Source organism: Actinomycetospora sp. NBRC 106375, from assembly GCF_030269665.1.
Taxonomy (GTDB): domain Bacteria; phylum Actinomycetota; class Actinomycetes; order Mycobacteriales; family Pseudonocardiaceae; genus Actinomycetospora.
Map to the genome: position 1 here is coordinate 16,092 of NZ_BSTS01000037.1, position 12,098 is coordinate 28,189.

General features: G+C 71.6%; 10 protein-coding genes. 4 read left to right on the forward strand and 6 right to left on the reverse strand.

The annotated features are described in order from the left end of the window. Positions 1 to 3: 3 nt before the first annotated feature. The 6 genes from QSK03_RS31600 to QSK03_RS31625 form a co-directional block, all read right to left on the reverse strand. Positions 4 to 918: a tetrahydromethanopterin S-methyltransferase subunit H family protein gene (locus tag QSK03_RS31600; RefSeq protein WP_285659650.1), complete on the reverse strand. Its 915-nt coding sequence runs from the start codon at positions 916 to 918 to the stop codon at positions 4 to 6. 55 nt (positions 919 to 973) lie between these two features. Continuing rightward, a complete protein-coding gene (locus QSK03_RS31605; protein WP_285659651.1) occupies positions 974 to 1,888 on the reverse strand; it encodes a methylenetetrahydrofolate reductase in 915 nt (304 codons plus the stop codon). Positions 1,889 to 1,976: 88 nt separating this feature from the next. Continuing rightward, positions 1,977 to 2,984: a carbohydrate kinase family protein gene (locus tag QSK03_RS31610; RefSeq protein WP_285659652.1), complete on the reverse strand. Its 1,008-nt coding sequence runs from the start codon at positions 2,982 to 2,984 to the stop codon at positions 1,977 to 1,979. 237 nt (positions 2,985 to 3,221) lie between these two features. Continuing rightward, positions 3,222 to 4,394, reverse strand: a complete 1,173-nt coding sequence (locus QSK03_RS31615) for a cobalamin-independent methionine synthase II family protein (RefSeq protein ID WP_285659653.1) — start codon at positions 4,392 to 4,394, stop codon at positions 3,222 to 3,224. Between the two features lie 148 nt (positions 4,395 to 4,542). Next, positions 4,543 to 6,396, reverse strand: coding sequence for a bifunctional homocysteine S-methyltransferase/methylenetetrahydrofolate reductase (locus QSK03_RS31620; RefSeq protein ID WP_285659654.1), 1,854 nt, complete (start codon positions 6,394 to 6,396; stop codon positions 4,543 to 4,545). Beyond that, a complete protein-coding gene (locus tag QSK03_RS31625) occupies positions 6,393 to 7,724 on the reverse strand; it encodes a PucR family transcriptional regulator (protein ID WP_285659656.1) in 1,332 nt (443 codons plus the stop codon). Before QSK03_RS31625 ends, QSK03_RS31620 begins: the two co-directional genes overlap by 4 nt. A gap of 304 nt (positions 7,725 to 8,028) precedes the next feature. Here QSK03_RS31625 and QSK03_RS31630 point away from each other — a divergent pair, with 304 nt between their 5' ends. The 4 genes from QSK03_RS31630 to QSK03_RS31645 form a co-directional block, all read left to right on the forward strand. Then, positions 8,029 to 9,513: an SAM-dependent methyltransferase gene (locus tag QSK03_RS31630; protein WP_285659658.1), complete on the forward strand. Its 1,485-nt coding sequence runs from the start codon at positions 8,029 to 8,031 to the stop codon at positions 9,511 to 9,513. Positions 9,514 to 9,515: 2 nt separating this feature from the next. Continuing rightward, positions 9,516 to 10,724 carry a uroporphyrinogen decarboxylase/cobalamine-independent methonine synthase family protein gene (locus QSK03_RS31635; RefSeq protein ID WP_285659659.1) on the forward strand — a complete coding sequence of 403 codons (1,209 nt, stop codon included), beginning with the start codon at positions 9,516 to 9,518 and terminating at the stop codon, positions 10,722 to 10,724. After that, entirely contained in the window at positions 10,721 to 11,929 is a 1,209-nt protein-coding gene (gene metK / locus QSK03_RS31640) for a methionine adenosyltransferase (protein ID WP_285659661.1), read from the forward strand. The genes QSK03_RS31635 and metK overlap by 4 nt, the downstream gene beginning before the upstream one ends. 31 nt (positions 11,930 to 11,960) lie before the next feature. Further along, positions 11,961 to 12,098 (forward strand): adenosylhomocysteinase (locus QSK03_RS31645; protein WP_285659663.1); only part of this gene is annotated, 138 nt, incomplete at its 3' end.

Below are 12,098 nucleotides of genomic sequence, written 5' to 3' on the forward strand. Positions count from 1 at the left end.
CGCTCAGCTCGCGGGGTACTCGGTGGCGAGCTTGAACATCCTGAGCAGCGCGTGGTCTTTCGGCAGGCGGTGCTCGTCGAGCTCCTGGGCGGCGAACCCGAAGAAGACCTCCGCGCTGCCGCCGATGTGGGCGATCGCGCGAGCCTTCTCGATGAGCCCGTAGTGCAGGAAGTCCCCGCCCGCGGCACGGCACGCCACCAGGGCGGCGCCCAGGGAGTAGTTGACGTACTCCCGACCGAGCTCGCGCAGCCCCGTCCACTGCGAGATGCAGTTCGAGAACGCGCAGCCCGCCGGGTACCCGAAGCGTTCGCGCACCGCGGCGATGCCCCGCATGCAGACCCCGACCGACGGGGCGTCCATCGTGCCGAGGTCGACGATCGGCGCGGTGACACCGACGTCGTCGAGCATCGGGCGGTAGAACTCCTCGATGAACGTGCAGCAGCCCTCGGGGCTCGGGTCCGCGCCGTCGTTGGCCATGATCATGACCGCGCCCGGACGGTGCTTGCGCAGGGCGTCGAGCTCGTCGTCCTCGGTGTCCATGTTGAGCGAGGCGAAGATGCACCGGTCCAGCACGCCGAGCTCCGCGGCGGTCTCCAGCCCGGCGATCCGGACCTCCGCCTCCGAAGCATTGATCATCATCGGCGCGTTGCTCCGCTCGGCGACGAACGGCAGGAAGGCCGCGACGGCCTCGGGCGAGGCGGCGATGACGTCGAAGGCCATCTGCACGCCGTGGGCCGCGGCCGCCTTGTCCGCCCTCTGGATCAGCGCGCCGGCCCGGTCGCGGTCGAACTCCCCCGAGAACGCGTCGGCGACGATCGAGTGGTTGTCGTAGAAGATCGAGCCCACCAGCAGTCCGGTGCGCGACCCCAGCGGTCCCCCGATCGTCACGTCGCCGAGCGTGATCTCGTGCCGTTCCATCGGCTCTCCTGTCTCGTGTGTGTCGCCGGTCCCGGCGGTGTCCGGTCGTGGACGCTCAGTCCTCCGCGGTCACCAGCGCGCCGCGGGCGTCGATCTCGAACCGTCCGTCGCTGATCGCGGTGGCCCAGGTCGCCGTCGGGACCACGGCGCCGAACGGGAAGTAGTGCACGGCCGAGATCAGGCTCTCCGGATCCGCGGCGACAGCCCGGGCGAGGTCCGCGACGGTGTCGGCGGGCCGGTAGACCTGGGTGGCCAGCTTGAACACGTTCCCGCTCTGCTTGCGCAGCACCGCCAGGGACGGGCCGATCCCGCAGGACAACCCGAACTTGAGCAACTTCGCCGGGGAGGTCAGGCCGGGGAGACCGACGTGCACGGGAAGGTTGTTGCCGGCGTCCCGCGTGCGCCGCTCCCACCCGACGATGGGCTCGGCGGAGAAGCAGAACTGGGTCACGACGTGCAGCGGCAGGCCGAACTCGGCCGCGACCTTGTTCTTGCGGGCGAGCGCGTGGTCGACGGTCGCCTGGTCCACGCCGGGGTTGCCCTCGGGATGGCCGGCCACTCCGATGCTCGCGAACTCGCGACGCTGCAGGCACGGGGACTCCAGGACCTGGAGCGTGCTCTCGATCCGGCCCGTGGGGACGGGGATCGACCCGGCGATCAGGAGGATGTCGGTCACCCCGGCGTCGAGCAGCCTGCCCAGCGTGCGGTCGATGGCCGCCATGTCCGGGAACGCCCGGACGGCCAGGTGCACGACCGGCCGCAGACCCACGTCGCGCACCTCCCGCGCGGCCGCGAGGACCCGGTCGAACGTGACGTTGCCCAGGTAGGTGACGTACACCGGCGCACCCGGCGCCAGCACCCGCACCGCGTCGGCGAGCTTCGCCGTCTCGCGGGGGGTCACCTCCACGCTGAAGCCGCCCATCAAGCGGCGGGCGGTGGCCCGCACCTCGGCGGCGTCGACCTGACCCATGGGACCTCCTGTGGCCGACTGAGACTCCGATGACCGAGAGCCGGCGAGCCCTGCGACAGAGACAGTATCTTACGTAAACGTGCGATATCTAGAGCGAGGAGGGCGTGGGTTGCCGCGACGGGCCGATCGGCCCGCGGAACGCCTCCGCCCTCCCGGTCTCCCGACCCGACGCCAGCACCGGGGCGATCTCCGCCGCGGACTCGAGGCCGTACACACCACGCACGCGCGCCGCAGCCGCCTCGGGGTCGAGGGCCCATTCCTGGGTCCCCACGGTCTCCAGCACATGGGTCGCGATCAGGCAGCCCAGCTGCGCCGAGCGCTCGAGCGAGAGCTGCGAGCGCATGCCGGTGAGGAAACCCGCCCGGAACGCGTCACCCACCCCCGTGGGGTCCGCGACCACGGTCGCGGGCACGACGTCGACGTGCACGTCCGTCCCGTCACGGCCCACGACGTCCACGCCCTGCTCCGAGAGCGTGGTGATCCGCAACCCGACCCGGTCGCGGACCTCCTCGGGACTCCACCCCGTGCGACGGACGAGCAGCTCCCACTCGTAGGCGTTCGTGAACAGGTAACTCGCCCCGTCGACCAGCGCGCGACACTTCTCGGCATCCAGGCGCGGGAGCTGCTGGGACGGGTCGGCAGCGAAGGCCACACCGAGCCGGCGGCACTCGTCGGTGTGGGCGACCATCGCGTCCGGGTCGTCGGCGCCGACCAGGACGAGGTCCACGCCGTGGGTCCGCACAAGCGGCTCCAACGCGATCGTGCGCGCCTCGCTCATCGCGCCCGGGTAGAAGGACGCGATCTGACATTGCGCGTCGTCGGTCGTGCAGGTGAACCGGGCCGTGTGGGCGTTCACCGAGACCGAGACCCCGCGGCAGTCGACCCCGTGGCCCTCGAGCCACTGCCGGTAGTCGGCGAAATCGGCACCGACCGCCCCGACCAGGAGCGGGCGCTGCCCGAGGACCCCCATGCCGAACGCGATGTTGGCCCCCACCCCGCCGCGCCGGACCTCGAGGTCGTCGACCAGGAAGCTCAGCGAGACGCGGTCGAGATGCTCGGCGACGAGCTGCTCGGAGAACAGCCCGGGAAAGCGCATGAGATGGTCCGTGGCGATGGACCCCGAAATTGCCGTCGTCGTTGTCGTCACGGGTAACTCCTGAATCGTCGACGCGAGTGATGACGATTCTTCCGTGTACCGCTGCGCACCATCTTCGTGTGTCGCGACAACGCCACGTCGACTCGACTGTGCGCGAGCCACAGCGACCGGGAGGACAACGACGCGTTGCCCGGGCGAGGAGTTCCTCGCCCGGGCCCCGAGAAGACCGCCGGTGGGTCAGACGCCGAGTTTCTCGGCGGCGGCGCGCACCCCCTCCACGCGGTTGTGAATCTTCTGGAAGGCGATGTCCCGGGCGAAGTCCGGCGAACCGTGGCTGGGCTTCTCGTCGATCGAGAAGGGCGAGAAGCCACAGTCGTCGGTGGCGCCGAGCTGCTCGCGCGGAATGAAGTTCGCTGCCCGCACGAGGGCATCGCGCACTTCCTCGGGGCTCTCGACCCGCGGATTGAGCGGATTGATGACGCCGACGAAAGCGGTCTGGGCGACCCCGTTCGCGTCGGTGCGGATGTTCTCCCCGATCGACTGGTACACGGGGTCCTTCTCCCGCTCGCTGGCGAGCTGGATCAGGAAGTACCCCGCGTTCATCTGGAACATCTTGGGCAGCAGGTTGTTGTAGGGCACGTCCGCGGAGTGCACCGAGTCGCGGTCCCCGCCAGGGCAGGTGTGGACGCCGATGTTGGCGCGCTCCTCGGGCGTGAACCGGTCGAGGACCCAGTTGTTGATCTCGACGAAGCGGTCGAGCAGCCCGGCCCCGGTCCAGGGGTTGCGGGGGTCGTTGCGGGTCGCCAGGCGGCCCTCGGTGAAGTCGATCGACACACGTGACGCGCCGGCCTCGAATGCCTTGCGGATGTCCCGCTCGCACTCGTCGGCGAGGTCGCGCTCGAACTGCTCCTTCGGGTACCCCGGCACCTCGCCCTCGAGGGGGTAGAGCAGGTAGAGCATCGAGGGCGCGATCACCGCCTGCTTCATCGGCTTGTCGGTGTACCCGGCCGACTTCTTCAGCGTGTCCGCCGCGTAGGTCTTGTAGCGGAACGGGCCGCCGGTGAGCCGGGGCAGCTGCCGACCGTGGCCGTCGGCGAAGATCGCGAAGAACTGCCCGCCCTCACCCGAGAGGTTGTCGGCCAGGCCGGTGCCGGCCAGCGTGTCGGTGATCGGGTAGGTCGCGAAGCTCGACCAGCGCTGCTCCCCGTCGGAGACGATCGGCGACCCCGCCGCCTCCTGCCCCGCGATGGAGTTCTTGACCGCCTCGTCCTGCGCAGCCTCCAGCTGCTCCTTGCCGATCTCGCCGCGGTCGTACGCAGCGAACGCGTCTTGCAGCTTCTGCGGCCGCGGCAGCGAGCCGACCTGTTCGGTCGGGATGCCCGTCGCCTGCTTCGGGTCGTATCCAGTCACCTGTGCGTACCTCCCAGTGTCGTCATTGGCCCCGTGGTGCGCGCGCCACCGAGACCGACCGTCGGCGTGGCGTCGTACCGCCGTATGAGACAGACCGGTCTCTCTCAGCCTGACCGACCGTAGGGGGTGACGTGGTTCACGTCAAACATCACGCATGTGTCGACCGGCCCGCGGGCGGAGGACCGGATGTCCGACGGGAGGAGACCACTCGGCGGCACAACCCGATCAGCTCTTCGACGAACTCGACGTCGGAGGCCTCGGTGCCGCAGACGACGAGACCGTGGGCGTGCTCGGCGATGCCGGTCGCGAGCTCGGTCGCCATCCGGTGCCCGACCATCCGGCCGTCGGCACCGGCCCGCTCGAGCTCGCGCACCGTCGCCGAGGGCATCCGCACGTCGGGAACCTCGTGGCGGAGGTAGTCCGCCTCGTCGAAGGAGGTCAGCGGACGCAGGCGCGCGAGCACCGGCACGTCGCCGCCGACCTCGCGCACCAACCGGTCCAGGCCCTCGAGCTCGTAGATCGGCTCGGTGAGCAGGAACCCTGCGCCGGCGGCGATCTCGGCGGCGGCCTGTCCGATCGCCGCGTCCAGGTCGTCGCGCCCGAGATTGATCCGTGCCCCGATCTCGAAGGCCGTCGGCGCGGTGAGGCCGACCCCGTGGTGGTCCCGGCCCTCGTTGAGCCCGCGCAGCAGCTCGATCAGCCCGACCGCATCGACCTCCCAGACCCCGTCCGCGCTCGGGTAGTCGCCGAGAGGAGGCGGCGATCCCGTCTCGCACACGATGCGACGCACCCCGAGGACGGAGGCCCCGAGCAGGTCCGCCTGCAGGGCCATGATCGTCCGGTCCCACGTCGGGACCGCAACGATGGGGTCGATGCCCACCTGGTCGCCGAGGTGGACCGCGAGGTTGATCGTGCTGCCGCGAGCCCGTGTCGCGCGGGACGCCGAGACCACGATCGTCTCGACCCCGGCGGTGCGCAGCCGCCGCGCCGTGTCCACGAGGGCCGCGGTCTCCCCCGGCGCCGGGGGGACGAGCTCGGCGGCGACCGGAAAGGCAGGCTCGCCGGGGACCGACGGCTGGTCCCCGGGAGGAGGACCGGACGGCGCGAGCAGGCGCTCCCGGTTCCCGCGGTGCTCCCCGACGATCTCGACGACCGCGCCGATCTGGGCCGGCGTCGTCCCGCAACAGCCGCCGACCACCGCGACACCGGCGTCGATCAGCTGGCGGACGTAGCGCACCAGGTACTCGGAGTCGATCGCGTACTCGAACCGCGAGGGGCCGACGCGGCGCGGCAGCCCGGCGTTCGGCTGGGCGACCAGCGGGATCTCGGTGTGCCGGCTCAGCTCCCGCACCACCGACAGGCAGCCCTGCGGACCGAGCGTGCAGTTCGCTCCGAGCGCCGCCACGAGATGCGGCGGGATCGCCCGGGCCACCTCGGCGACCGTGTGCCCGCTGAGCGTCCGGCCGTCCTCGGCGAAGGTCGCCTCGGCGATCACGGGCACGCCGTACCCGGAGGCGACCTCCACGGCCTCGACGAGTTCCTCGAGGTAGCCGAAGGTCTCCACGATCAGCACGTCGACGTCGGCGCTGACCAGCACCTCGACCTGTTCGCGCAGCGCGTCGACGCGGTCGCCACCGGGGACCGAGCCTCGCTGGTGGACCGTCACGGCCGGGGAGACCGACCCCGCCACCAGGACCGTGCGTCCGGTCGCGACGGCCGCCTGCCGCGCGATCTGCGCACCCGCCCGGTTGATCTGCTCGGTCGCGTCGGCGAGGCCTGCCTCCGCGAGGCGCAACCGGCTCGCGCCGAAGGTGTTGGTCTGGACGATGTCGACCCCGGACTGCAGGTAGCTGTCGTGCACCGCTCTGACCACCCGGGGGTCGGACAGGTTGAGATGGGGCAGCGACTGGTCGAGCGGATACCCAGCGGCGTGCAGCATCGTGCCCATCGCGCCGTCACAGACCAGGACGCCGGCCGGTGCGCCGGGCAGTGATGCGTTCATCGTTCCCTCGAAGGCAGGAGGATCTCGACGGCGACCTGGGCCAGCAGACGGTCGTGGTAGTTCTCCAGCGCGAGGCCGGTGAGTTCCTCGATCCGCCGGATGCGGTAGCTGACGGTGTTGGGGTGGATGTGCAGACCCGCGGCGGCCCGGCGGGGGCTGCAGTTCTCCCGGAAGTAGGCCGACAGCGTGCGCAGGTGCTCGCCGCTGCCGGCGTCGTGCTCGATCACCCCGTCGAGCACCTCGCAGGCGAACTCCCGCAGTTCGGCGACGTCGGGCACCTTGAGCAGGAGGCGCTGGACCCCGAGCTCCGCGAAGGCCACCACCCCGACGCCCTGGGTCATCCGTTGCGTGGTCTCCAGGGCGCGCCGCGCCTGGCTGTACGAGCCGGCGATCTGCGGCGCCCGATCGCACGGGCCACCCACGCCGAACGCGGCGAGCGCCCCGGCGTGGCGGCTCTCGGTGGCGGTCCGGCAGCGGGTCGCCAGGGCCTTGACGTGGCCGAGCGCCCCGGCCGCGTCCGGGCCGGGAACGATGCCCACGACCTCGTCCTCGCGGGCGGCGACGATCGCGTCCGGGGCGTGGTGGACCAGGAACGACTCGATGGTGGCCTGGGCCGCGAGCACCGGCCCGGCGATCGCGCCGGGGCCCGCCGTCGCCGGTGAACGCGGTCGGGCCCGGGCGGCGAGAACGTGGTAGACGCGACCCTCGGTGAACCCGAGGTGTCCCGCCCACCGGTGCAGCTCGCCGTCCTCGCGGGCCCGGCCGTGCAGTACCCCTTCCACCAGGTCCCGGCGCGCGCGCCCGGCCGCGGCCGCCACGACGCGCTCGCGCCCGAGGACGACGCCGCAGATCATCGCCGCGTGCTCGGTGAGCAACAGCCGCACGTCGTCGCTGAACCCCTCACCACCGAGGTCGAGGGTGACCAGGTAGGCGGTGAGGTCCTCGCCGGAGGTGATCGGTGCCACCATGACCGCGGACCCGGGGTCGGAGGAACCCGGCAGCGTGACCGCCCGGCCGGCACGCGCCACCGCGGCGAGCACCGGTCCCGGACCACGCGCGCCCGCGTGCGAGCCGATCAGCTCGATCACAGACCCGTCACCCTCCTGCCCGCCGGCCTCGGCCAGCACCTCCAGAGTGGGGCTGAGGACAGCCACCCGGGACCCGACGGTCCGGGCGAGAAGGCGGGTGACGGCGCAGAGGTCGGTGCGTTCGGTGGCGAGCGCGGACAGCCGTCCGTAGACCGTCACGATCTTCCGGAGGGCGGCCGTCTCGCCGGACTCGGCGGGCGCCGCCGCGGCAGCACGACCCGGTGCATCCTCGACGTTCACCGCACCAAACCTTTGTGTTCCGGCCACAATCGGGTCGCCTCACCGTTGTGACCTGCGTCGTCCTGACGTCCCGACAGGACCGGTCGCCCCGATTCACAGCACAGTATTGCCAGTTCATCCCCACTGGCGCGAGCCCCGTACGCGTGGGCTCTCCGGCACGGCGACCGCAGTGTGCTTGTGATCGCGACACAAGCTCCGGGCCCCGTTTCTTGGCGTCGCCGACGATGACGGTGGTCGACGGCACGCCGGATGCTCGAACACCACATCGGAGTCCCACCGCCGGCTCGCTGTCGAGGAGGCACGCATGCTCGTGGATTTCCGTCCGCACGCCCGGCTGCGCAATCGGAAGACCCCGGTGACGGTCACCGACTCGTTGGGACCCGTGATGGATGCGCTCAGCGAGAGCGCGACCGATCTGTCGCGGGTCCGCGTGGTCTGCGACTGGGTGCAGTACAAGCAGAACTTCCGCGACGTCGTGGAGGTGCGGCCGATCCTGTCCTCGACGCCGGACGCACCGCTCCCCGAGGGCGTGCGCGACGACGACCTCGAGGTCGCGGTCGACGTGCGCCGCGCTGCCGGCGTCGACCTCCGGGCGACCACGCGCGCTGCGCTGGAGACCCGCGAGACGCCGGACGTCGTCCTCGAGGACTGGGGCCCGACCCGCGAGAGCTGCATCTGGGGCTTCAACGCCCTGTACTGGACCGCGCTCGAGCAGTGGGAGAAGGCGACGGGCCAGGCCTACGAGCAGGCGCTGCCGGGCGGGGAGAGCGACGCGCGCAACCACGACGCCGCCCGCGGCGTCATCCGCGAGCTCTTCACGGTCTGGGACGGCCTGGCCGACCGCGGCGCGCTGCCGCCCGAGCTCTACGTCGTCGAGATCGGCGTCGGCAACGGCGCGCAGGCCCGGGTGTTCCTCGACGAGCTCCGCGAGCTCGACGTCGAGCACGGCCGCGGGTACTACCGGCGCCTGCACTACCTCATGTGCGACTACTCGCCGCACGTCCTCGACCTCGCCCGCGAGACCGTCGCCGAGCACGCCGAGCACGCCGAGCACGTCAGCTCGTTCGTCATGGACGCCTGCAAGCCGCGGTCGGTGCTGGCGTTCCTGCAGTTCCGGGTCTTCCTGATCTACATCTCGAACGTCTACGACAACCTGCCGACCGACGAGGTCGCCCAGCTCGGCGGGCGCACCTACCTCGTCGAGTCGCGGGCGTTCCTGCCCGCCGCGGACGCCGCCGAGATCGCCGCGTCGGTGAACGCGCGGCCCGACCAGCTCGGCGGGCTCGTCCACGCGCTGCTGCGCCTCGGCCCGACCCTGCTCGCCGAGGCGCGGCCGGACCACGTCTCCAGCCCGGAGGACGCGGTCGAGTTCTGGCGCCGGACGTGGTCGGCGGTCCGCCTCGCCGAGCGCTACGCCGGGCTCGCCGGGCTCGACACCTACGAGCTCTCGCCCACCGTCAACGGCGAGGCGCTGCGCCCGCTGCTGGAGTCCGGCGCGGACGTCCGCATGCACGTCAGCAACGGGGCGGTGGCGAGCTTCACCGAGACGATCGGGCTGCTCCACCCCTTCGGCAAGCTCGTGTGCCACGACCTCTTCGCGCGGGACGTGGGCGCCTACCGCACCGGGTTCCGCGGCCCGGGCAAGTACGACGGCTCGGTCGTGAACTGGGTGAACGGTCCGCTGCTCGCCCATATCGGCCGGCGGCGCGGGTTCGACGTCAGCTACGCGCCGTTCGCCCACCGCACCGGCACCAACATCGTCACGATGACCGCGCAGGTGAGGGACTGATGATGCCGACCTCGCTCCTCCCGACCACCGTTGTCGGCTCCTGGCCCGTGCCGGAGTGGCTCGAGCGCCTCAAGACCGACTGGTTCCGCAGCCGCATGAGCCGCACCCAGCTCGACGGGGTCCACGACTGCGCGGTCACCGCCGCGATCAAGGACCAGGAGCTGACCGGGCTCGACATCGTCACCGACGGCGAGCTGCGTCGCGACAACGACGTCGACTACCTGCTCGCGCGCATCCCGGGCATCGCGATCCCGCAGCCCGCGAAGGACTTCTACTACGACTACTACGACGCGCGGGTCCGCACCTCGCCGGTCGCGCCGGTCCCGCCCGACGACGCCGGGCTGGGCCTGGACGCGGACCTCGCCTTCACCCGCGCGCGCACCGACCGGCCGGTGAAGTTCTCGCTGACCGGCCCGTTCTCGCTCGCCCACCGCGTCAGCGACACCGTCCACGACGACCCGGCGGAGCTGGTGCGCGCGATCGCCCGCGTGCTCGGCGGGGTGGCCGGGGCGCTCCGGGACGCGGGCGCCGACGTGCTGCAGATCGACGAGCCGTTCCTCGCCGGCTACCCCGAGCAGGTCGGCCTCGCCGTCGAGGCGATCAACATCGTCACGCGCGACGTCGGCACGACCGGCAGGGACGTCACCTGGGCGCTGCACGTCTGCTACGGCAACCGCTACGCCCGCCCCCTGTGGGAAGGGCACTACGACTTCCTGTTCCCCGCCGTGCTCGACGCGCACGTCGACCAGCTGGTGCTGGAGTTCGCGCGCAAGGGCGACGAGGACCTGCCGGTGATCGCCCGCTCCGGGTGGGACCGCGCGCTCGGGCTGGGGGTCATCGACGTCAAGTCGCACACCGTCGAGACGCCCGAGCTCGTCGCGGCGCGCATCCACCGGGCGCTCGACCTGGTGCCCGCCGAGCGTCTGGTCATCAACCCCGACTGCGGCCTGCGACACCTGCCGACGGCGGTGGCGACGGCCAAGCTGCGGGCGATGGTCGAGGGCACCGCGCGGGTCCGCGAGAAGCTCGCGAGCTCGGAGTCGCCTCCGACCCGGACCAGGCGCCGTCGCAACGGGCGATCGGGCCCCGCGACCACCGACACCCCTCTCGACACGCTTCCCGACGCACCGACGACCGAGACGTCGGCCGAGACGTCGACCGACGATCGGACCACCGCGTCCCTCGCCCCGGCACCAGGAGCATCCCTATGACACAGACCGCCTCCACCGAGTACCTGTTCACCTCCGAGTCGGTGACCGAGGGACACCCGGACAAGATCGCTGATGCGATCTCCGACGCCGTCCTGGACGCGGCCCTGACCGACGACGCCTCCTCCCGGGTCGCCTGCGAGACACTGATCACGACCGGCATGGTCGTCCTCGCCGGTGAGATCACCACGTCCAGTCACGTCGACTACACCCAGGTCGTCCGCGACACCGTCAACGCCATCGGATACGACGACGCGCGCTACGGCTTCGACGGCCACAACTGCGCCGTGCTCACCGCGCTGGACAAGCAGTCCCCCGACATCGCTCAGGGCGTGGACAAGGCGGCCGAGGCGCGCGCCCTGTCCGAGGACGAGCTGGACTCCGCGGGCGCGGGCGACCAAGGCATGATGTTCGGCTACGCGACCGACGAGACGCCCGAGCTGATGCCCATGCCGATCGCGCTCGCCCACCGCCTGTCCCGCCGGCTCGCCACGGTCCGCAAGGACGGCACGCTGGACTACCTTCGTCCGGACGGCAAGACCCAGGTCTCGGTGCAGTACCGCGACAACGTGCCGGTCAGCGTGGAGCGCGTGCTGGTGTCCACCCAGCACGCGGAGGAGGTCACGACCGAGCAGATTCGGGAGGACCTCTGGCACCACGTCATCACCCACGAGCTGCCCGGCGACTTCTACGACGCCGACGCCCTCCGGCGCGATCTGCTGATCAACCCGACCGGTCGTTTCGTCATCGGCGGCCCGGTGGGCGACGCGGGCCTCACCGGACGCAAGATCATCGTGGACACCTACGGCGGCTTCGCGCGCCACGGCGGCGGCGCCTTCTCCGGCAAGGACCCGTCGAAGGTCGACCGGTCGGCCGCCTACGCCGCCCGGTACGTCGCGAAGAACGTCGTCGCGGCCGGCCTCGCCGCCCGGGCCGAGGTCCAGGTGGCCTACGCGATCGGTGTGGCTCGCCCGGTCTCGGTCCTCGTCGACACCTTCGGCACCGAGCGCATCGACCGCCCCGTCATCGAGAAGCTCGTCGCCGAGCACTTCGACCTGCGCCCAGCCGCCTTCCGCCGCTATCTCGACCTCCACCGCCCGATCTACTCGGCGACCTCGGCCTACGGCCACTTCGGCCGGACCGACGGCGACTTCCCGTGGGAGCGCACCGACCGCGCCGAGGCGCTGCGCACCGCCGCCGGCCTGTGACCCTCCACGTCGGACACCGAGGAGCGCGCGCATGACGACGACCACCGTCAACGAGAAGTTCGCCGAGAAGAACGGCATCGACTTCGCCGTCGCCGACCTGGCCGAGGCCGACTTCGGCCGCCGGGAGATCCGGCTCGCCGAGCACGAGATGCCCGGCCTGATGGCCCTG